Source organism: Streptosporangium sp. NPDC053982 (genome assembly GCF_055585205.1).
Genome location: NZ_JBVJKQ010000013.1, coordinates 177893 through 197420 on the forward strand (window position 1 = coordinate 177893; position 19528 = coordinate 197420).

General features: G+C 69.5%; 22 protein-coding genes. 12 read left to right on the forward strand and 10 right to left on the reverse strand.

The features are described 5' to 3' along the window. The first annotated feature begins 46 nt into the window (after positions 1–46). Positions 47–499, forward strand: coding sequence for a hypothetical protein (locus ACZ6W9_RS24685; protein ID WP_389957539.1), 453 nt, complete (start codon positions 47–49; stop codon positions 497–499). Between the two features lie 117 nt (positions 500–616). Here ACZ6W9_RS24685 and ACZ6W9_RS24690 read toward each other — a convergent pair whose 3' ends face one another. The 6 genes from ACZ6W9_RS24690 to ACZ6W9_RS24715 form a co-directional block, all read right to left on the reverse strand. After that, a complete protein-coding gene (locus tag ACZ6W9_RS24690; RefSeq protein ID WP_470119819.1) occupies positions 617–1138 on the reverse strand; it encodes a GNAT family N-acetyltransferase in 522 nt (173 codons plus the stop codon). Positions 1139–1345: 207 nt separating this feature from the next. Then, positions 1346–2113 carry an ABC transporter permease gene (locus ACZ6W9_RS24695; RefSeq protein ID WP_389957533.1) on the reverse strand — a complete coding sequence of 256 codons (768 nt, stop codon included), beginning with the start codon at positions 2111–2113 and terminating at the stop codon, positions 1346–1348. A 10-nt stretch (positions 2114–2123) separates the two neighbouring features. Beyond that, positions 2124–2924: an ABC transporter ATP-binding protein gene (locus ACZ6W9_RS24700; protein WP_470119822.1), complete on the reverse strand. Its 801-nt coding sequence runs from the start codon at positions 2922–2924 to the stop codon at positions 2124–2126. Next, positions 2921–3334, reverse strand: a complete 414-nt coding sequence (locus ACZ6W9_RS24705; RefSeq protein WP_470119824.1) for a DUF1048 domain-containing protein — start codon at positions 3332–3334, stop codon at positions 2921–2923. The genes ACZ6W9_RS24700 and ACZ6W9_RS24705 overlap by 4 nt, the downstream gene beginning before the upstream one ends. Before the next feature lie 2 nt (positions 3335–3336). Further along, the gene (locus tag ACZ6W9_RS24710) at positions 3337–3666 is read right to left on the reverse strand and encodes a PadR family transcriptional regulator (protein ID WP_362931562.1); all 330 of its coding nucleotides are present in this window, start codon (positions 3664–3666) and stop codon (positions 3337–3339) included. A gap of 205 nt (positions 3667–3871) precedes the next feature. Continuing rightward, the gene (locus ACZ6W9_RS24715; protein ID WP_389957525.1) at positions 3872–4441 is read right to left on the reverse strand and encodes a helix-turn-helix domain-containing protein; all 570 of its coding nucleotides are present in this window, start codon (positions 4439–4441) and stop codon (positions 3872–3874) included. A gap of 189 nt (positions 4442–4630) precedes the next feature. Here ACZ6W9_RS24715 and ACZ6W9_RS24720 point away from each other — a divergent pair, with 189 nt between their 5' ends. The 3 genes from ACZ6W9_RS24720 to ACZ6W9_RS24730 are packed head-to-tail and all read left to right on the forward strand — an operon-like array spanning position 4631 to position 6877. Beyond that, positions 4631–5602, forward strand: coding sequence for an alpha/beta fold hydrolase (locus tag ACZ6W9_RS24720; protein ID WP_470119826.1), 972 nt, complete (start codon positions 4631–4633; stop codon positions 5600–5602). Positions 5603–5660: 58 nt separating this feature from the next. Then, positions 5661–6014 carry a hypothetical protein gene (locus tag ACZ6W9_RS24725; protein ID WP_470119828.1) on the forward strand — a complete coding sequence of 118 codons (354 nt, stop codon included), beginning with the start codon at positions 5661–5663 and terminating at the stop codon, positions 6012–6014. A gap of 47 nt (positions 6015–6061) precedes the next feature. Continuing rightward, positions 6062–6877: a GNAT family N-acetyltransferase gene (locus tag ACZ6W9_RS24730; RefSeq protein ID WP_470119830.1), complete on the forward strand. Its 816-nt coding sequence runs from the start codon at positions 6062–6064 to the stop codon at positions 6875–6877. A 67-nt stretch (positions 6878–6944) separates the two neighbouring features. On the opposite strand, the gene ACZ6W9_RS24735 is transcribed toward ACZ6W9_RS24730, so the two are convergent. Next, entirely contained in the window at positions 6945–7430 is a 486-nt protein-coding gene (locus ACZ6W9_RS24735) for a hypothetical protein (RefSeq protein ID WP_470119832.1), read from the reverse strand. A gap of 121 nt (positions 7431–7551) precedes the next feature. On the opposite strand from ACZ6W9_RS24735, the gene ACZ6W9_RS24740 reads away from it, so the two are divergent. The 3 genes from ACZ6W9_RS24740 to ACZ6W9_RS24750 all read left to right on the forward strand — a co-directional run bounded on the left by ACZ6W9_RS24740 (position 7552) and on the right by ACZ6W9_RS24750 (position 10608). Continuing rightward, a complete protein-coding gene (locus ACZ6W9_RS24740; RefSeq protein WP_470119834.1) occupies positions 7552–8037 on the forward strand; it encodes a hypothetical protein in 486 nt (161 codons plus the stop codon). A 104-nt stretch (positions 8038–8141) separates the two neighbouring features. After that, on the forward strand, positions 8142–9212 hold the full coding sequence (locus tag ACZ6W9_RS24745) for a hypothetical protein (protein ID WP_389957508.1): 1071 nt from the start codon (positions 8142–8144) through the stop codon (positions 9210–9212). 124 nt (positions 9213–9336) lie between these two features. After that, positions 9337–10608 (forward strand): serine hydrolase domain-containing protein, encoded by a 1272-nt coding sequence (locus ACZ6W9_RS24750; protein ID WP_470119836.1) that lies wholly within the window; start codon positions 9337–9339, stop codon positions 10606–10608. A gap of 86 nt (positions 10609–10694) precedes the next feature. Here the strand turns inward: ACZ6W9_RS24750 and ACZ6W9_RS24755 are convergent, their stop codons facing one another. Continuing rightward, positions 10695–11633 carry a hypothetical protein gene (locus ACZ6W9_RS24755; RefSeq protein WP_470119838.1) on the reverse strand — a complete coding sequence of 313 codons (939 nt, stop codon included), beginning with the start codon at positions 11631–11633 and terminating at the stop codon, positions 10695–10697. A 130-nt stretch (positions 11634–11763) separates the two neighbouring features. Here ACZ6W9_RS24755 and ACZ6W9_RS24760 point away from each other — a divergent pair, with 130 nt between their 5' ends. Both ACZ6W9_RS24760 and ACZ6W9_RS24765 read left to right on the forward strand, forming a co-directional pair. Then, on the forward strand, positions 11764–12276 hold the full coding sequence (locus ACZ6W9_RS24760; protein ID WP_362931580.1) for a SigE family RNA polymerase sigma factor: 513 nt from the start codon (positions 11764–11766) through the stop codon (positions 12274–12276). Continuing rightward, entirely contained in the window at positions 12263–13003 is a 741-nt protein-coding gene (locus tag ACZ6W9_RS24765) for a hypothetical protein (RefSeq protein WP_470119840.1), read from the forward strand. Before ACZ6W9_RS24760 ends, ACZ6W9_RS24765 begins: the two co-directional genes overlap by 14 nt. Positions 13004–13339: 336 nt before the next feature. On the opposite strand, the gene ACZ6W9_RS24770 is transcribed toward ACZ6W9_RS24765, so the two are convergent. After that, positions 13340–13837 carry an ATP-binding protein gene (locus tag ACZ6W9_RS24770; RefSeq protein ID WP_470119842.1) on the reverse strand — a complete coding sequence of 166 codons (498 nt, stop codon included), beginning with the start codon at positions 13835–13837 and terminating at the stop codon, positions 13340–13342. A 739-nt stretch (positions 13838–14576) separates the two neighbouring features. Then, a complete protein-coding gene (locus tag ACZ6W9_RS24775; protein WP_470119844.1) occupies positions 14577–14867 on the reverse strand; it encodes a hypothetical protein in 291 nt (96 codons plus the stop codon). A 316-nt stretch (positions 14868–15183) separates the two neighbouring features. Here ACZ6W9_RS24775 and ACZ6W9_RS24780 point away from each other — a divergent pair, with 316 nt between their 5' ends. From ACZ6W9_RS24780 to ACZ6W9_RS24790, 3 genes are all read left to right on the forward strand, one after another. Continuing rightward, positions 15184–16476: a helix-turn-helix domain-containing protein gene (locus ACZ6W9_RS24780; RefSeq protein ID WP_470119846.1), complete on the forward strand. Its 1293-nt coding sequence runs from the start codon at positions 15184–15186 to the stop codon at positions 16474–16476. Further along, positions 16457–18244: a S9 family peptidase gene (locus tag ACZ6W9_RS24785; protein ID WP_470119848.1), complete on the forward strand. Its 1788-nt coding sequence runs from the start codon at positions 16457–16459 to the stop codon at positions 18242–18244. The genes ACZ6W9_RS24780 and ACZ6W9_RS24785 overlap by 20 nt, the downstream gene beginning before the upstream one ends. Before the next feature lie 157 nt (positions 18245–18401). After that, a complete protein-coding gene (locus ACZ6W9_RS24790) occupies positions 18402–19376 on the forward strand; it encodes an SRA domain-containing endonuclease (RefSeq protein ID WP_389957483.1) in 975 nt (324 codons plus the stop codon). The last annotated feature ends 152 nt before the right edge of the window (positions 19377–19528 follow it).

Sequence of the window (19528 nt, forward strand, 5' to 3'; positions counted from 1 at the left end):
GCGGAGGACCGGAAGGCGGCGCAGGACGAAGATGGAACCCACGACGGTGAAAGAGAGAGTCGGCAGGCGGGTCTTCGGCGCCATGCTGGTCGGGGCGATCCTCCCGACGGCGCTTCTGGTCTGGGCGTACGCGATGACCAAGGTGTTGCCCGACCGGATGCTGTGCGGAGGACACTTCGGATGCCTGGACATCCTCGTCTACGTCTGGGAGGTGGGCCGCTGGGTGGCGATCGTCCTCGCCTGGCCGCTGCTGTACGTCCTGCGGGTACGGCCCGCCTGGCCCGTCGCCGTCGCGGGCGGGCTGTTCCTGGTGGCGATCTGGGAGTTCGCCCTGTCCTCGGTGGCTCCGCCGGGCATCGTCATCAACCTCATCGTGCTCAGCGCGTTGATCGCCTACTCGTGCGCCGTCCTGGTCGCCAGCCCTGAGCTCGCCCGGCCGTGGCGCGCCGCGATCGCCGCGGCGTTCCTCGCGCTCTACCTCCTCGGCCTGCTGCTCTAGAAGGAGCATCCTCCACGGCCGTCCCGCGGCGTCACCCGTCACGAACCATCGCGCCCAGACCCACCACCCGTCCCGGACGAGGCCGGCGGCGGCACGCGCCGCCGCCGGCCTCGGGGATCACGCCGGAGCCGGAGCCGGATACGGTGCCGTGACGTTGAACCGGGCCAGGCCCTCCCCGGAGCCCAGCCACCGGAAACCGGCCTTCTCCAGCACGCGCACCGAGGACGGGTTCGGCAGCTCCACCCTGGCGGACACCGTGTGGACGTCGGCCGCGGTGAGGGCGAACTCCGTCAGGGCCCGGACGGCCTCGGGAGCGTAGCCGCGGCCCCGCCGGGAGGCCGCGACGCCGTAACCGAGCTCGACCGTGCCGTCGCCCGGCGGCCAGAACAGGCCGAGCGCGCCGACCACCAGGCCGCTGTCGCGCTCGATGATCTGACGGTGGCCGTACTCGCCCAGCCACTCGGGATGCTCACCGAACAGGCTGACGACGACGCGGTCGCCGTCGGTGGGGAAGTCGTCCGCCCAGTGCGCGCACCGGGCGTCCCGCAGAACGGCGTCGACCTCATCGCGGGGCCAGATCCTCAGGACGAGGCGGTCGGTGACCAGATCGGCACCGGCGGGGGAGAAGAAAGAAGACATGTGACACTCCTGGTCGTCGAGGCGACCGGCCGCGCTCCGAACTCACGGAACTCACATGGGCCGGTCGAGGGCATGCTGAACGGGGCCGTCGGCAGCCATATTCATCAGCCCCCCTTCTCCAGAAGCGATCACGGGCCCTTCCCGCGCCGACCCTAGCGGCCCCGTGAGGCGCGGGTAAAGCCGTATTCCGGCGGTCCTTCGGGGGGATCAGGAGATCTTGCGGCGGTAGGTGTTCATGGCGAGGACGTAGGCGACGACCAGGATGCCGGCGCACCAGGCCAGGGCGATCCAGATGTCGGCGCCGACCGGCTGCCGGGTGAACAGGGCGCGGACGGCGTTGACGATGGACGTCACCGGCTGGTGCTCGGCGAAGGCGCGCACCGGGCCGGGCATGGTGCCGGTGGGAACGAACGCCGAGCTGAGGAACGGCAGGAAGATGAGCGGGTAGGAGAACGCGCTCGCGCCCTCCACGGTCTTGGCCGTCAGGCCGGGGATGACGGCGATCCACGTCAGCGCCAGGGTGAACAGGATCAGGATGCCGGCGACCGCGAGCCACGCCGACACACCCGCCGTCGACCGGAAGCCCATGAGCAGGGCGACGAGCACGACGACCGCGAGTGAGATCAGGTTGGCGACCAGCGAGGTCAGCACGTGCGCCCACAGCACCGACGAGCGTGCGGTCGGCATGGACTGGAACCGTTCGAAGATGCCGCCCTTCATGTCCATGAACAGCCGGTACGCGGTGTAGGCGATGCCCGAGGCGATCGTGATGAGCAGGATGCCGGGCAGCAGGTAGCTCACATACGGCTCTGACCGCGACCCGGTGTCGATCGCGCCGCCGAACACGTAGACGAACATCAGCATCATGCCGATCGGCATGACCGCGGTCGTGATGATGGTGTCCGGGCTGCGTGCGATGTGACGCAGGGACCGTCCCAGCAGGACGGCGGTGTCACCGAGGAAATGCTTGCTCATCGTCGCTCCTTCACGCGTTCGTGCCGGCGTCGCGGTCATGGCCGCCGGCGCCTCTGGCGCCGACGAGTGCGAGGAAGATCTCCTCCAGGGTCGGCTGCTTCTCGACGTACTCGGTCTTGGCGGGCGGCAGGAGCCGCTTGAGCTCGGCGAGGGTGCCGTCGACGATGATCCGGCCCTCGTGGAGGATCGCGATCCGGTCGGCGAGCTGTTCCGCCTCGTCGAGGTACTGCGTGGTGAGCAGCACCGTCGTGCCGCGCGCGGCGAGTTCCCTGACGGTCTGCCACACCTCGATGCGCGCCTGGGGGTCGAGCCCGGTCGTCGGCTCGTCCAGGAAGATGACCGGCGGGTTCCCGACCAGGCTCATCGCGATGTCGAGGCGGCGGCGCATGCCACCGGAGTACGTCGACGCCTTCCGCCCGCCCGCGTCGGTCAGCGAGAACCGCTCCAGCAGGTCGTCGGCGACCTCGCCCGGATTCCTGACATGCCGCAGCCGGGCGACCAGCACGAGGTTCTCCCGGCCGGTGAGGATCTCGTCCACGGCGGCGAACTGTCCGGTCAGGCTGATCGACTCGCGTACGTCCGCGGCCCGCGTGGCGACGTCGAAGCCGTTGACGAGGGCCGTGCCGGCGTCGGCCCGGAGCAGCGTGGACAGGATCTTCACGGCCGTGGTCTTGCCGGCGCCGTTGGAGCCGAGCAGGGCGAAGATGCTGCCCCGCGCCACGGTGAAGTCCACGCCGCGCAGCACCCGCAGCTCCCCGTAGGACTTCTCCAGTCCCTGCACCCGGATCGCCGGGGCCTGTTGTGTCGTCATGACTCGCTTCTGTCCTCTCTCGCGGGCTCCTCGCCGGCGGCGCGCCTGACGGCGTCGGTGAGACGGTCGCGCTCCCGGATCCTCCACTGTCCGGCCGGGTAGTTGGCCGTGAACGCCTCCACGAACTCCACGGGGTCCTCCCCGAAGAGGCCGCGGATCGGGATCCCGTCCGCCGCGCTCTGCTCGAACAGGTCGGCGATGTCCTCGTACATCGTCACGTCGGCGCCGTCGGTCAGCCCGAGGTGCAGCAGGTAGCGCTCCATCGCCTCGGCCGCCGTACGGTAGTCGGGGGGAAGCTCCTTGATCCGCGCCTTGTACCGCCGGTAGCGCCGCTTGTCCTCCAGCGACCCGGTGACCACCTCCAGGTACCGCAGGTAGCGGTTCTTCGGCTCGTTCGACTCTGCCGCCATGGCTACTCGCCTCCTTCGCGGAGCTGTTCGAGCCTTCCGGCCAGGAAGCTCCAGGTCGTCCAGAACTCTTCGAGGTACTCCCGCCCCTGAGCGTTGAGGGAGTACACCTTGCGCGGCGGCCCCTTCTCGGACGGGACCTTCTCCACGTCGACCAGGCCGCGCTGCTCGACCCTGACCAGCAGGGCGTAGATGGTGCCCTCGGCGATGTCGGAGAAGCCCTGGTCGCGCAGCCAGGCGGTGATCTCGTAGCCGTAGGCGGACCGGCCGGCCAGGATCGCGAGGACGATGCCCTCCAGCGTTCCCTTGAGCATCTCCGTCACGAGCTTGCCCATGGGACACCTCCCTTCAGCTACTTCGTGTTGCTAGGTACCAGTAGAAAGTAACACTGACTACCGGTACTTAGCAATGCCGAATAGCTGAGGCGCAGGCCGGGACGTGAGACGAGATCGTGAACCGTGATCGTGAGCCGAGGGCGCGGGCCGAGGGCGCGGGCCGAGGGCCGGCGTCCGCCGCGCCCCGGCCCCTCAGGTGCGCCCCCTACGGCGTTTCCCCGGACGTTTCTCCCGACGTCTCCCCCGGCGGTTCCTCGGCCGGGAACAGGATCGGGCTGAGCAGGTGCCGGGTGCGGTGCGGGGCCGGGCCGTACGCCAGCCGGGGGAGGATCGCGGCGCGCAGCTCCTCGATCAGCTCGGCGCGCTCCTCCTCGCCGAGCCAGATCGCGTGCTGCCGGTAGCCGACCAGGTCGGCCGCCGGGTCGGCGCCCTCCCGGTCGAGGTACGCGCCGAACTCGGCGATCAGGGTGGCCATGGCGGCGGCGAACACGCGCCGGTGGTCCTCGGGGGACAGCGACGCGGCCGTCCCGGCGTCCACGACCACCCGCTCCCGGTGCAGCCGGTAGCGACGCTCCACCGCGCCGCGCACCCGCTGCTCGCCGGCCACCTCCAGGAGGCCGTGCTCGGCGAGCAGGCCGACATGCCGGTACACGGTGGCCTTGGAGACGTCGGGCATCCGGTCGCACAGCTGGGCGGTGGTGAGGATCCGCCCACCGGACATGGCGTGCACGACGCGCAGCCGTACCGGATGTGCGAGCAGTTCCAACGCGTCCACCGCGTCATGCTCGCAGAGGGCCCGACCGTTCGCAATCTTGCGAACGGTTCCGTCCGGGTCTACCGTTCTCAAACATGCGAAAGGTCGGGCGCGTGCCCGGTCCGTTCGGGGAGATCGGGGCGGGCACGCGGTCCGATCCTCCCGATCGGGCTGCGCGCCCGGTTCGATCCCCCGCCCGAAGGAGCGATGATGCACGGTCAGCCCGTCGAGAACGCCCCCGCCAGTCCCACGAGTCCCACGAGCTCAGCGATGACGGCCGGCACGGAGCCGCCGCTGGGACGCCTCCACGACGTGGACGGCAGGCGGCTGCTGCTGCACCGCGCGGGCACCGGTGGTCCGAGCGTGGTGTTCCTGCCCGGAGCCGGGCTGGTCGGGCTGGACTTCCTGAACCTCCAGGAGCGGGCCGCCGGACTCACCACCGCCGTCGTCTACGACCGCGGCGGAACCGGCTGGAGCGACCCGGCCCGCCTGCCCCGCTCCGCCGCCGAGGTCGCGGGCGAGCTCCGGGACCTCCTGCGCGCCGCCGGAGTGCCCGCGCCGTACCTGCTGGCCGGGCACTCGCTGGGCGCGTTCTACGCCCGCCGCTACGCGCAGCTCTTCCCCGGCGAGGTCGCCGGACTGCTGCTGCTCGACCCCGGTCACGAAGACATCTTCGACCACCTGCCCGAAGGGTCCGCCGAGCTGAACGAGCGGATGAAGCAGGACCCGGAGACGATGCCGGACCTCACCGGCGAGCAGCTCGCGTCCGCCCGCGCCGCGCTGACCGGGCTGCTGGCCGGGTGGCCCGACGAAGTCCGCGAAGCGCTCGTCGAGCACCACCTCACCGACTGGCGGACCCAGCTCCACGAGACGGCCAATTTCGAGACCGAGGTCTACGGCGAGCTGCGGAACGGCGGGCCCCTCCCCGACGTGCCGCTGATCCTCCTCACCGCCGGCGGGCGCAACCCGTACTGGGCGCACTTCATGACCGAGGAGCAGATGCGCGCCGCGCACGACGGCATCCGCGCCATGCACGCCGCGCTGGCCGCGTCCGTCCCACGGGGGGAGCGCCGGGAGCTGCCGGGAGCCTCACACCAGTACCTGCACATCGAGCAGCCCGACGCGGTGCTGGACGCGCTCCGCGACCTCCTCGCCGCCGCCCGCGCCGCGGACGACCGGTAGGATTCCGGCGATCACCGGCGCCCGCCGCGGCGTCCCCCTCCGGTGACGGGAGCGATGGATGGCACACTCGGCGACCGCCGGACGCGTGGCGGGAGCGGCTCTCGCCGTACTGCTGCTGGCCGGCTGTTCGGACCAGCTCGGCGACCGCGGCGGCAAGGACGGTGCGCCGCCCGACCGGATCGGTGACGTCGACTACGTCGAGGTCTTCCGCAACGCCGACAACTTCCCCAACATCGCCCGGATCTGCGTCGAGGGCCTGGCCTTCGCCAGCACGTCGAGCGGGTCGCGAGGCGAGGACGTCGCCAACCCCGCGCTGGTCCGCGTCCCGGAGTGGGACATCAAGTGCGCCGCCCACGCGAAGTCCGCCCCGGGCCCCGGGACGAGCCCCTCACCCACCTCCTCACCCGGCTGACTCCCGGCCGTGCGGCCCTCCCGCCGTGGGTGGCAGACTCTCCCGCGATGAACAGTGAACGGCAGACACTGACCGGGGCCGATGGCATCCCGGTGATCGGTTATGTGGAGGACGTCCGTGAGGGGCGTCCCTGGGCCCGCAACGTCGAGGAGCTCGGTCCGGGAGCCGTCGACGCCGTCATGTCGGGCCTGTCCGGCTGGGCCGTGTCGGCGCCGGTCGGGTTCGCCCGGCGTCTCGTCGCGCGAGGCGCCCGGACACTGCGGCACGCGCACCGGATGCGATGCGACCTGTCGGCCGTACGGCCGGCCGCGGCCCCCGGCGACCCGCAATCCACGCCCGCGGCCCCCGGCGACCCGCGGTTCACGCCCGCGGGCGCGGCTCCGGACGGCTTCCGGTTCGTCCCCTGGGACCGCGAGCCCGCCGACGTCTTCCCCGCGTGGTTCGCGGCCTACCCGCCCGGACACCCCGACCACCGTCCCCGGGATCCCCGGAAGGCCCTCGACGAGGAGCTCACGCCCCTGATGCGCGGCGAGGTGATCGGCCCCCTGCTCCCCTGCGGCGTCCTCGCCGTGCGGGACACCGCCGGGGAAGCCGGGGACGTCGCACGGAACGGGGACGAGGTGGTGGGCGGCGTCCTGGTCACCGACTCGAACGACGGCCCGTGGCTCACCGAGGTCTTCCGGCACCCGGACCGGTCGCCTCGCGGCCTCGGCTCGCTCATGCTCTCGGCGGTCCTGTCCCGGGCCGCCGCCGACGGGCTGACGGAGATCGGCCTGGCGGTCACCGAGGGGAACCCGGCGCGGCGCGTGTACGAGAGGCTCGGGTTCCAGGTGGTCACCACCTCGATGACCGTCCTGATCTGACGGCCCCCTCCGGCGCCCTTCCCGGTGTCCACCTGGATCGGCGCCCCCGGGCGGGGTCCCGTCCGGCTCAGCAGTACGAGCGCACGTGCCAGAGCTTCAGCAGTGCCTTCGGCGCCTTGTCCAGGCAGCCGCCCGTGTCGCCGCGGTACGACCAGGCGCCGTGCGCGCTCCTGCGCCACACGTGCGGCCCGTCCTGGTAGCTGATCGGGTCGCCCTTGATGCCGATGGAGCCGACCGCCCAGTACACGTCCTTGCCGCCGCTCCTGACCTTGCCGTAGTAGACATGCTTCGGCCCGTCCACCTTCTTGCGGCCGACCTTCGGGTGGTACGGGCCGTACTCCTTCCAGAAGGCGTCGGCGAGCGCGTGGCGGACCTTCTCGGTGACCTTGAGGTTGACGGCCGTTTCCCGGGGCCGCGCGGCATGTGAGGCCGCCTCCTGGGACTGCGAGGCCGTCGGGGACCGCACGGCGCTCATCGCCGTCCCCGGTGAGAGGGTGGTCACGGTGACCGCCGCCACCGCGGCGACCGCGAACCGGTGTGCTGTCTTGGTCATGTCCGCTCTCCCATCGCGTTTTGAACTTCGACGCTCCTCCGCGCCGAAAAGTTGGGAGCGGACGGACGGATTCCGAGGACGCCGCTGGGCCGGCGGGGCTTCCGCGTGCCATCCTCGGGAGGTGACAGCGATCAAGGAGAGCGGGCCGGCGGCCGGTCGGAGACTTCCCCGGCGGCTGCTCCTGGCCGCACTGACCGGGGTGATCCTCACCGCCCTCCTGGTGGGAGCCGCCTTCCTGATGACGCGGTCCCTCACCGGCTCGGGGACCTGCGACCAGTCCTTCGCCTGCCTCGGCGCCATCGGCCTGACCTGGTTCGTGGGCCGCTGGGTGGCGGTCTTCATCGCCTGGCCGCTGCTGCACCTGCTGCGCGTACGGCCGGCCTGGCCCGTCGCCGTGGCGGCGCTCCTCTTCCTGGTGGTGATCTGGCGGTTCGCCCAGTCGCCCTGGGCGGGGGACGGCGCCTCCGCCCTCATCCTGCTCAGCGGCGTGATCGCCTACCCGCTCGCCGCCCTCATCACCGCGCCTCGCCTCGCCTGGCCGTGGCGCGCCGTACCCGCCGCCCTGTTCCTGGCGCTCTGCGTCCTGACCTTCCTGCCCGCACCCTGACAGCCGGAGTACGGCGGCGCGGCCTCCTCCGGGTCTGTCAACGGTGATTCGGGATCCGTCGTCACGGGAGGAACCGATCGCGCCGGGAGGCGGTCCAACCCGGTGTGATCGACACGTCAGGCACGCCGCCGCGACAGGTGCGCGTCGCGACCGCGCTGCTGTGGTCCGTGGTCCCGTACGGCCTGGCCGTCACGGTGCTCAACGGCGTCGCGCTCGTCATGACCGACCGGCGGCTCCCGCAGGCGCCGGTGACGATGAACGCGGACGCCGTCCCCGTCGCATTGCGGGAGTTCGCCGGGTTCGCCTGGGGACGGACCGCGCTCATCGCGCTCTTCTTCGCCGTCGCCGCCGTCGCGTCCGGGCTGCTCGCCCGAGCCGCCCGGCGGGGCGTGCGGCGGAGGTCCGGGCGGATCCCCCTGTTCGCGGGGCTGCTCGCCATCCCCTACACGATCGGCCTGGCCCTGGCGGGCGGTCTCAACCCCGTCCTGGCCTACCAGAGCCGGCTGTTCCGGGTGGGTGACGGGTCGTTGGCCGCCGGAGCGCCCTTCGACATGGCGGCGGCCGCCCCGTCCTGGTACCTCCTCCCGCTCGCGGCGCTCCTCGCGACCGGCTGGGCCTGCCAGCTCGCGGGCATGATCCTGCTGACCCGACCGGCCACCGTCGGCTGGTACGCCGGACAGGAGACGGCGGCCCCGGCGCGGCAGCCCCGTACGGTCCTTACGGCGGCACTCGGTCCCGTCTTCGTCGCCGTGATCGCCGCGTACAACCAGGCGGCCATCTGGCTGACCGAGAACGCGGCCGACCGGGCCGCCTCCGTCGGGTCCGTCGCGTCCGTGGCGGACAGCGCGCGGCACGCGGCGCTCATCCAGTCCGCGCTCCTCGGCGTCCCGGCGGTCGCGCTGGCGATCCTCCGCGTGCATCCTCTGCTGTGGACACGTCCGGCAGCCCTGTTCGCCTCGGGCGTGCTCACCGTCCTCTACCTGCTCGCCCTGACGCCGGCCCAGCTGGCCAACCCCCTGAGCACCGGTGTGCTCCCCGACGACCAGTCCGGATTCAGTGAGCACATCCCGCCGTGGTACCTGCCCGCCCTCACGGTAATCCAGGTTCTCGCCGCACTCACACAGCTGGCCGCCCTGGCCGAACGGTCCCGCGGGTCGCTCACCCGGCCGGGATGAGCGGCTGGGGAGGATCTCCCTCCCGGGAGGGAGAGGGAAGATCCCCTGCGTCGGCGATCCGTACGGCGGGGCCGGATCGGCAGGATCGACGACATCACCAGCACTTCCCCCCGAACCTCTGGAGATGTCCACGATGAAGCGCACCCGCGTCGCCGCCGCCGGCCTCGCCCTCGCCGCCCTGGTCCCGGTCACGCTCTCTGCGGCGAGCACTCCGGCGCTCGCCGCCGTCACCGCGGGGCCGCCCGCCACCGCGACGGGGTCCTCCTTCGTCATGGCGGGGCCGTCCGCCGTCACCGCCGGGCGGGCCACCGTACGGACCGGAGTGCCGCCGATCAACGCGGCGGCGCTGAAGCGGAGCATCGCCGGGCTCCCCGCAGCCGACGCCACCGCCGCCGAGGTCAGGGTGGGCGGCTCGGCCGGATCCTGGCACGGCGTCGCGGGCATCACCGACCTGCGCACCAGGCGGCCCGCCAGGGAGGGCGCCCGCTTCCGGGCCGGCAGCATCACCAAGATCCTCACCGTCTCGGTCGTGCTGCAGCTCGTGGCCGAGGGCAAGGTCTCGCTCGACGGCACGGTGCAGGAGTATCTCCCCGGCCTGCTGCCCGCCGGCTACCCCGTGATCACGGTCGGACAGCTCCTCAACCACACCAGCGGCCTGCCCGCGCCGACGTTCGACGGCGGCTTCGAGCGGGTCTACGCCACCAGGTTCGAGAAGGTGACTCCCGAGGAGTACGTCGCGGAGGCCGTGAAGAACCCGATCGAGTTCGAGCCGGGCACCCGGCAGCACTACCTCAACATCAACACGTTCGTGGCGGGCCTGCTGATCGAGAAGGTCACCGGCCGCTCCTACGAGCGCGAGGTGACCACCCGCGTCCTGCGGCCCGTCGGCATGCGCGACAGCTACCTGCCCGGCGAGTCCGTCAGGATCCGCGGGCGGCACAACCACGGCTACCAGACCGTCCCCGCGGGCTTCCCGGACGCGATCAGGTACGGCGAGGGCCACGTCGTGGACATGACCGAGGGCAGTGCGACCTCCACCTGGGCCTCCGGTGACCTGATCTCCACCACGGCCGACCTGGAGAGGTTCATCAAGGCCCTGTTCCGCGGCAAGGTGGTGCCCGTCGCGCAGATCGAGCCCATGTTCACCGTGCCGAAGGTCACGATGTACGGCGACGACCACCCCGCCGTCTACACCTCGGGCCTGACCAGGCTGGAGATGCCCGGCGGCATCATCGCGTACGGCAAGACCGGAGCGAGGTACGGCAGCGCGGCCGGCGTCGGCGCCACCCGCGACCTGAGCCGCACGGTCGCCTACTCGATCAACTCCACCGACGCCAAGGCCGCGGGCCAGAACGAACGCGGCCTCGGCATCGCGCTCGCGGCCTTCGCCGACTGACGTGCTCTCCCGCCTGCGGGCGGGAGACGCCCCCTTGCCCTCTCCGTCGGACCGCTGTTCCGCCGGCACTGCTCCCGCGTGCGCCGCTATGGCAGGGCGGGCACGGCCGGCGCGGTGTTGGTCCAGCCGACCTCGAGCATGGTCCGGGTGCTGGTCTCGTTGAAAGACAACTTGCCTCTGACCGTGGTCGCCTGACTCTCGGACAGCAGAAGCATCGTGCCGGTGTCCACGATCAGGTCGACCTTGTCCTTGACCGTCAGTCCGTTCCTCTGAACGGTCTTCGGGCGGTCGATCGACAGGGCCGCGCCGGCTCTGCCCATGCCGTCCTTGGACTCTCCCCGCGCACGGACGGCGGGCATCGTCAGCAAGGCCTGGTAGGCCGCGGCGCGGACGTTCTTGGGCGCCGGAAGCAGATAGAGCATCCCCGGCAGCACCCCGGTGATGTACTCGTCCACGTCGTCCGGCTTGACCCGTGAGACCCGCGCGGCCTCGGAGAGCCAGGACTTCAACGCGTTCGGGTCCGCGGGCAGTCGCTGGACCTCGTCGTACGTCAGCCGCTGTCCGGCCAGAGAGAACATGTCGTCGGTGCCACGCACGGGCCCGACGTGGCCCTTGTCCGGTCCGGTCGACAGCTTCACGACCTGGCCGTCGGCCGTGCGGGTCCATTTGGCCGGCGAGCCGTCGCGACGCCACGCCTTCCGGTCCGCCGCACTCTTCGGATACGCCCCCGCCTCCCGGTATCCGAACCAGGCCTTGCCGTCGGGCGCGGTCCATTCCTCGCTGAGCTCCCGCTCCACCACCCAGTAGCGATTCGCGCCACTGCCCATCTGGCGGGGACCGGTGTGCTGGGTCAGCACCCTCGTATGCCAGTAGGCGCCTTCCGGTAGATCTGACGCGGCGGCGGCGAGCCGTGTCTCCGGCGCCTGCACGACGCTCGGCAGGCCCGGCAGGGCGGCGGCGCCCACGGCGGCCAGGCCGGCGCCGGCGGCGATCAGCAGCCGGACCGGTGAGGTCGCGAGCTTCATGTGTCTCCTCCAGAGGTTCGAAGCGATGCCTCCCAATACGCCTGGGCGCCGCACAAGGTTGCCCGCGAAACCCGGGCAACTGTTGGAGGATCGAAAGCGTATTAGGTGGCGTGAAACCGGATGGACAAACGTGAGCAGCGCGGAGGGTGACTTCGGCGCATTCGTAGCCGCGAGGGCTACCGCCCTGCTGCGGGTCGCCTACCTCGCCTGCGGGAACAAGGCGGAAGCGGAGGACCTGCTGCAGACGGCGCTGGAGCGCACCTACAAGAACTGGGACAGGGTGCGGTACGAAAGGCCCGAGCCCTACGTGCGCCGCATCATCATCAACACCGCCATCAGCCAGGCCCGCCGCCGGGCGATCCTGAACATCATCCCGATGCGCATCCTGCCGGACAGGGCGGCGCGTTCGACCGACGTCGATCTGCGCCACCTCCTCATGGACGCGCTGCGTGGCCTGCCTCCCCGGCAGCGCGCGGTGGTCGTCCTGCGGTACTGGGAGGACCTCACCGAGGCGCAGACCGCGGAGGTGCTCGGCTGCACGGTCGGCACGGTGAAAAGTCAGACGTCGAAGGCGATGGCCAAGCTGCGTGTAGCGCTCGGCGAGGCACCCGTGGAAGGAGCGATCGGCAATGCCCACACTTGAGGAACGCCTCCGCCAGCTCATGGCGGACGAGACCGCGGAGCTGCACGCCGCGCCCGACCTGATGGACCGGGTCACCGGGCCCACGAGGCGGAAGAGGACACCGGGCAGGGTCGCGGCCCTGGCCGCGACGGTGGCCGCCCTCGTGGCAGGCCCCTTCTACCTGACGGTGGCCCCGGGCGCCGTGCAGTCGCCCGCTGCGTCGGAGACGCCGGCCGTCTCCGAGACGCTGGGGCCGCCCGCCATCGACGACACCCCGCCCGTGCCGTCCGCCCGCCCCAGCCTCGGGGACCTGGGCGACGGGAAGACGCTCAAGCACGTCAAGGTGGGTTACCTGCCCGAAGGCCTTAAGTGGAGCAACTGGTCGGTGGACTACGGCGACAGCTACTCGACCTCGTGGAACTTCGACGGCGACAAGAAGGGCTTCTACTGCGTGCAGATCTTCGTGTACGAGGGTGAGGCAGTCCAGGAGGTCGAGGACCGTGTGCGGGCGTACCGCGATGAGGGGGAGGGCGAAGCGGTGACCATCGGCGACCGGACCGGCTATTCGGTCCTCGCGAACGTCGGCGAGGACGGCATGAAGGGCACCCCCACACTCATCCTGAACATGGGGGAGCAACGGCGAGCCGAGATCACGTTCAGCCCCGTGTACGCGAAGGAATTCCCCGACGCCAAGGCCGTCGACCGCGAGCTGACCAAGATCGCCGAAGGTCTCACCGCCGACAGCTGACGCTGTGACCGGAAACGTTCGCCGGGTCGGTGGTCGGGGTGGCCCAGGACGCGTGAGACGCCCCGGCACACGGGTGGGGTGGAGCCTCGCGACGTGGGGCGCGTCGGTCGCGTCCCGCACGACGATCCGGCCCCTCAGCAGGGTGGGGCCGGGTTCGCCGGATAGGTCCACCGCCCGGAACGTCACCACCGCCCTCTTGCCCTGGTGACTCAGGATCAGGTGCTCGTCTTCGTACCAGCCGTGGAACTCGGTGAGCGGCGCGAGGTCCTTACGGAGGCGACCTCGCGCCTCTCCGCTGCGACCCGGTGCCAGGGAGCGGACGGGGAAAGGACCCTGTCAGCCCGGGGAACGCAGTTCGAACCAGATGACGGTGCCGGTGGGGTCACGGTGGAAGCCCCAGCGGGAGGCGAGGGTGTCGACGAGGGCGAGGCCGCGTCCGCCGACGGCGTCGGGTGTGGGGTCGCGGGGGCAGGGGATCCGTGTGGAGCCGGGGTCCTGGACGGTGACCAGGACCCCGCGGCCGACGAACGCGACGGTGACGAGGAACTCCCGTGGTCCGCTGTCCGGTCCGGCCGCGTGTTCGACGGCGTTGGTCGCCAGCTCGCTGGTGAGCAGTACGGCGTCGTCGCGCAGCGGGTGATCGTCACCGAGCAGTCCGGCGACGAAGTCGCGGGCACGCCGGACCTGGTCGCGGCCCGCGGGGAAGCGGTGGGAGATCACCGGCAGGTCCGCCCCGGTTCGGCCGGTCCGCCCGGGACGCGGCGGCCAGGAGGCTTGCGCCTCTCCCCGCGCGGGCTTCGGCCGTACCGGTCCGGTGCTGTTCGGCTGTGTCATTCCGGCACGGTGGACGAGCACGCCGAGCAGCCGCGACAACAGTCGTGCCGCTCTCTCCACCTCTCCATCCGGTCGGGAACGCGGGATCGGGTCCATCGGTTCGTCGGTCCGACGCTTCGACGTCATACCGGCACCCCTTCATGACGTGCCCCGCGCCTGCTTCCGTACGGCGGACGTGGACCCGGCGGTGAGTTCCGCACGTATGGATCCTGCGAATGCGGCCCTCCTCGTCCGTACGGTGTGACGGCGGCCGCGGCCAGTCGCGCGTGCCGTCCTTGGCTCGTGGGGAGCCCCGCAGCCGACCTGCCGGCCAGGAATCCCGTGGCCGGGTGGAACAGCCTGGGGGAGCGGGCCGTGGTGGGCTTCGCCGTGCCGGGGAAGGGGCGGTCGCACAGGCCGAGCCGTCGCCGGGCGCTCATGCGGGCGCGTACCTGGACGGGCGTGGGCTGCTCCCACAGGTGGCCGGGTCGGTGCGGCAGGCCGTGGGTGTCGTGGGCGTAGGGCGGGTGGCCGCACCAGCGGCATCCGAGTGGGGTGGGTGGTTGGTCGGTGTGCCAGCGGATCCGGATGATCCGTGGGGCTCGGTTAGGGTTGGGCATGGGTCGCACCTCCACGTGCGATCAAGGCCCTGCCAGGCGACTTGGCCTCGCCTGGTGGGGCCGTTCTCTGTGTGGACTATGAGGGTTCCGGGGCTTGCCTGGAGCCTGTTTCCACAGGCTGTGGATAAGTTCGCGGATCGTCAGACGGGACCCTGAGGCCGCTCAGGCTCCGGCGCCGTCGCCCGCTCGTCGGCCTGGGCTCGCGGCGACTCGGCCTGCTCCCCGGGCCGGACCCGCCCCGGGTCGGTCCGTTCTCCGAACCGGACTCGCCGCAACTCCGTGTATCGAGCGGCGACCAGGCGGGCGACCTCCTCGACCCCGGACACCGGCCGCGACGCGTAGGCGGGCCGCCCGCACTGCCCGTCCCACCCGGCCTGCCACCAGAACCGATCCCCGTTGCACCACACCACCAGGCCGACCCAGACCGACACCAATGCCAGCTCGTGGCCTACGTGAACGTCGGCAACGACGCCCTGCTGCTCAAGCCCTCGTTGTAGAAGCTCGGCGTACTGACGGGGATTGATGGTTCTCTGCGGTGCGATGTCGTCCGGCACGTTTCCTCCAGGGCGGATGAGTCACTGCTGCACAGGGCACGAGATCGCCCGTTTCCCCGCCGGTGACGGGTGTTCGCGGTGCCGGTCCTTGCAACCTGTGCCTCTCGTGCTTGAAGTTGTTCAACGTGCTGACAGGAGACCTCACGGCCTGATTTGCTCGCAACGAGCAGCAAAAACAACAGGAGGTGCGCACGTGGACACGGAGGGGAAACGCGGGCGCGGGCGCCCTTCCAAGGAGCTCGATCCCGGGACGTCGTTGCTTGCCGCCCTCGGCGTCAAGCTGCGTCAGCTCCGCAAAGAGCGATCACTGACGTTGATGGAACTCGGCGCGCTCACGGGCTACTCCTGGCAACACCTCGGCGCGGTGGAGAGGGGCACCGTCGCTCCTTCGGAGTCGGTTATCTGCGCCTGCGACACCGCTCTCGGCGCCGGAGGAGCATTGACCGGCCTGTTCCCCGAGGTGATCCGGGAACAGGCGCACCTACGTCACAGCAGCGAGGCCGCGCGCCGGTCCGTCCCGAAGGAGCCCGGCCCGGACATCGACTGGGGCCGACTCAGCGCGTGCGGCAAACGCGCCTCCAGCATCACCTCAGTGGTGGTGGACGACATCGAAGCGATCACGGCACATCAGCGGCGTCTCTACCACGAGCTGACGTCGACGCAGATGCTCACTCCCGTCGACGCGCATCTCGGTCTGTTGCTCTCCCTGCTGGAGATGCCCACGTCAGACACGCTACGACGACGCATCGCCTCGGCCGCCGGGGAAGCGGCCGGGTTCTCGGCATGGATCTGGTTCGACCTCGGTGATCACTTCAAGACACGGCGTCGGTACGGCACCGCTCTGAACGCCCTTAAGGAGGCCGGCGACGGCGGACTGCGGTCCTACGTCAGCGCCTACCAGGCGATGACCGCCGACGCCGCGGGTCGGCCCGACGAAGCCGTCCACCACGCGGCGATGGCCGTGGACACCGCGAAGCGCTCCGTCTCGCACACCACGAGATCCTGGCTGCACGCCGTTCACGCCACCGCCCGTGTCCACGCGGGCGACGGCCGTACCGCCCTCGCCGAGCTCGACCAGGCGCACAAGGCCATGGAGCGGGCCGGGGAAGAGAACGACGAGTGGATGTACGACTTCGACCACGAGCGGCTGATGGGCTACGAGGGGAACTGCCACCTGGAACTGGGGCGCTACGCCCAGGCGGCGCGGTCCTTCGAGCAGGCCCTGAACGGCGTACCCGCCACCTGCGTACGGCGGCGCGCGGAGTTGACCGTGGACCTGGCACGAGCCCGCCTCGGCGAAGGAGAAACCGCCGAAGCCGTACGGCTGGCAACCGAGGCGATCACCGTGTTCGCCCAGCGGGGATCGGCCGCGGGCATCGCCCAGATCCGCAGACTCCGCGACCACATGATGAAGGGCAGTTCGGCTGCGGCTCGCGAACTGGACGAGTTCGTCCGAACATTGCAGAGTGAGCCCTATCCCGGCTGAGCTGGTCGCCCGTGCCACCGTGTCCTACGACGCCGTCCAGGCCGTCGGCGAGGCCGTCTACTGGATCGAGGGACGGCCCGACGGAGACGTGCTCGTACGATGGACTCCCCGCGACGGCACCCAGAACGTCCTGCCCGAAGGGGTTCACGTCGCCTCCTACGTGCACGAGTACGGCGGAGGCGCGTACCTCGCCACCGAAGGCGACATCTGGTACTGCGACGCCGACGACCAGCGGGTCTATCGAGCGAGCGGCGGTGCCGCTCCCACCCCGGTGACGCCTCCTGGGGCCCGGCCGGGAGCACTGCGCTATGCCGATCTGCGTCTCGTACCGGGCGGTGACACGCTGGTCTGCGTCCGGGAACGCCATGAGGACGACGGCACCGTGCACAACGAACTCGTCGCCCTGTCGGCCACCAAGCCGGGTGAGCCACTGGTGATCGCATCCGGTGACGACTTCTACATGTCACCCGAGCCCAGCCCCGACGGGAGACGGCTGGCATGGGTGTCATGGAACGCACCGCTCATGCCCTGGGACGGCTCCCACCTGTGGACAGCCGACCTCCAGCCAGACGCGACCCTGACCGACCTGCGGCTCATTGCGGGAGGTGAGGACGAGTCGGTGTGCCAGCCGCGGTGGAGCCCGGACGGTGTGCTGCACCTCGTCTCGGACCGCTCGGGCTGGTGGAACCTGTACGCCTGGCACGACGACCGTCTCGATCCGGTGATCACCGGAGAGTTCGAGGTCGCGGCTGCTCCCTGGGAGTTCGGCTACCGCACGTACGGGTTCCAGGCCGGCCGGGTCGTGGCCGTCGTCCAGGAAGGCCCGCTGCACCGCCTCGTGACGAGGGGTGCCGATGGCTCCGTGGAACCGGTGGCTCTGCCGTACACCTCGATCAAGCCCTACCTGGCTGTGGCGGGAGAGCGGCTCGCCTTCATCGGCTCCGGTCCTGCCAAGCTTCCTACCGTGGTGCTCGCCGACACAGCCGGTGCGGTCCGTGAGCTCGCCACGAATGCTCTCGGCATCGACGAGTCATCGCTTGTCACTCCGGAGCCCTTCGTCTTTCCCACCCGGGACGGTGAGCGGGCGTACGGCCTGTACTACTCGCCTCCGCCGTCCTCACGGACCAATGAGCGGCCTCCGCCGCTACTCGTCCGAGCGCATCCGGGACCAACGGCGAACTGGCCGATGCGACTCGACCTTCACGCCCAGTTCTTCGTCAGCCGTGGCTTCGCCGTCGCGGACATCGACTACCGGGGCAGCACCGGGTACGGCCGCGCGTACCGGCTCGGCCTCCGCCACCGATGGGGAACGGTCGACGCCACCGACTGCGCTGACGCTGCGCTTCACCTGGCCTCCATCGGCCGGGCGGATCTGGAGCGCATGGCTATCTGGGGAGCGAGCGCGGGCGGCTATACCGTTCTGCGGGCTCTAACCACAACTGATGTGTTCGTAGCCGGGACTGCCAGATCGGCTGTCGTGAACCTCACGACCTGGGGTGATGCCGCGCCGAAGTTCCAGGCCCATCATGCGGAACTGCTGCGTTGCGAGGAGCCAGATAGGTCTGAAGTCCAGGTAAGACGTCCACTGTTGCTGACTCACGGAGATGAAGATCGTGTCACGCCCTTAGAGGAGGTTCAGTGCTTCATGCGTAACGTTGGGCCCGGCTCATGCCTAGTTGTCATCTCTGGAGCGAGCCATACCTTGCGGCGCTCGGTAGACGTTTGTCGATTGCTTGGTTTAGAGCTTGATCACATCAGGGCGTGCTGATCTCAGCTTTGCTGATAACGGTTTTGTCGCGACAGCCGTTTGCGCGCTGTATATATGAAACCTTTTATGCACCAATATCCCTTTTGATGTCGTGTGGGTGATTTAGGCGTTCGGTCGCATAAGGCTAAAAGATGGACAAGTAGCCTAGAATCCCTGTATGGCTGATCTGCACCCTCCAGTAGGAAAAATAACTACACGTGACAAGATGAAGAGGGTCTTCGGGGGAAGCACGCAGGGAGGAATCTGTCCAGCTAAAAAGTCTTCGACCGTTCTGATCTACTCGGATCCGGAGAGTGGGGAGCGGAGGGGGTACAAGGATGGTTGGCTGGCTGAGAGGGACGATCGTGGCCTGATTTTTGAATACACCGGCCATGGCGAGGGAGACCAAGTATTCGGGGGTCGAAACGGCGTGGGAAACCAGGCCATCCTGCGTCATCGAGAGGACGGCCGGAAACTTCATCTATTTCGTGCCGCTGGTAAAGTTCCTGGATCTGGAACTAAGCTACAACGTTACATCGGTGAGTTCGAGCTAGATATTGAGCGGCCATATGTAATGCGCCAAGAAAGGAATAACGACGGGGTTCTTCGCTGGGTGATTGTATTTATGATGCGCCCGGTGGGGAAATTTTTCCTAGATGAGCAAGATAATATCCCTCTGGCGAGGGAGACCGAAGTTCGCAGAATTCCGGCAAGCGCTACGGTTAGCGTAGTTGTTAGCCCGGAAACTAGCAGGGCTACTCGGACGCTTCGGTCGGAGGTTCCTGGAACGGTGATGGAACGACGGGAGGCAAGGCTGTCGGATGAGTTTCGCGACTTCCTGGAGTCGCGACATCACGAAGTGCGGCGCTTTCAGGTGAAACCGAAGGGGTCTACTTCTACGCTGCTTACAGACCTCTATGATGTTACGGACCATGTCCTATATGAGGTCAAGGCGAACTCTTCTCGGAATTCTGTACGGATGGCTGTTGGTCAGCTCTTGGATTACCGACGTCACGTTGATCCCGTCGAACCAAAGCTTGCTGTTCTTCTACCAGAAGAGCCGGAGGGCGACTTGAAGGAATATCTAGAATCTGTTGACATATCCCTTGTTTATAGGGAAAATGGCAATTTTTGCGGTTATCCCGTTAAGTAGCGACTGGTTGTCGCTGTGGCAATGTCGCGAAGAGCCGCCTAGGAAAATCTGCTTCTGCCTGCGGATGGATAACCACGTGGTCACACTAGAAAAGTTCCTCGGAGGGTGCGCGACGTCACTCACCATGGATCGCCAGGTCCTAAGCCATCGTT

Coding starts and splice junctions, on each gene's coding strand:
- ACZ6W9_RS24690 (WP_470119819.1), bottom strand. CDS start 1,138: ATGTCTTCTTTCTTCTCCCCCGCCGGTGCCGATCTGGTCACCGACCGC.
- ACZ6W9_RS24695 (WP_389957533.1), bottom strand. CDS start 2,113: ATGAGCAAGCATTTCCTCGGTGACACCGCCGTCCTGCTGGGACGGTCC.
- ACZ6W9_RS24700 (WP_470119822.1), bottom strand. CDS start 2,924: ATGACGACACAACAGGCCCCGGCGATCCGGGTGCAGGGACTGGAGAAG.
- ACZ6W9_RS24705 (WP_470119824.1), bottom strand. CDS start 3,334: ATGGCGGCAGAGTCGAACGAGCCGAAGAACCGCTACCTGCGGTACCTG.
- ACZ6W9_RS24710 (WP_362931562.1), bottom strand. CDS start 3,666: ATGGGCAAGCTCGTGACGGAGATGCTCAAGGGAACGCTGGAGGGCATC.
- ACZ6W9_RS24720 (WP_470119826.1), top strand. CDS start 4,631: ATGCACGGTCAGCCCGTCGAGAACGCCCCCGCCAGTCCCACGAGTCCC.
- ACZ6W9_RS24725 (WP_470119828.1), top strand. CDS start 5,661: ATGGCACACTCGGCGACCGCCGGACGCGTGGCGGGAGCGGCTCTCGCC.
- ACZ6W9_RS24730 (WP_470119830.1), top strand. CDS start 6,062: ATGAACAGTGAACGGCAGACACTGACCGGGGCCGATGGCATCCCGGTG.
- ACZ6W9_RS24735 (WP_470119832.1), bottom strand. CDS start 7,430: ATGACCAAGACAGCACACCGGTTCGCGGTCGCCGCGGTGGCGGCGGTC.
- ACZ6W9_RS24750 (WP_470119836.1), top strand. CDS start 9,337: ATGTCCACGATGAAGCGCACCCGCGTCGCCGCCGCCGGCCTCGCCCTC.
- ACZ6W9_RS24755 (WP_470119838.1), bottom strand. CDS start 11,633: ATGAAGCTCGCGACCTCACCGGTCCGGCTGCTGATCGCCGCCGGCGCC.
- ACZ6W9_RS24765 (WP_470119840.1), top strand. CDS start 12,263: ATGCCCACACTTGAGGAACGCCTCCGCCAGCTCATGGCGGACGAGACC.
- ACZ6W9_RS24770 (WP_470119842.1), bottom strand. CDS start 13,837: ATGACACAGCCGAACAGCACCGGACCGGTACGGCCGAAGCCCGCGCGG.
- ACZ6W9_RS24790 (WP_389957483.1), top strand. CDS start 18,402: ATGGCTGATCTGCACCCTCCAGTAGGAAAAATAACTACACGTGACAAG.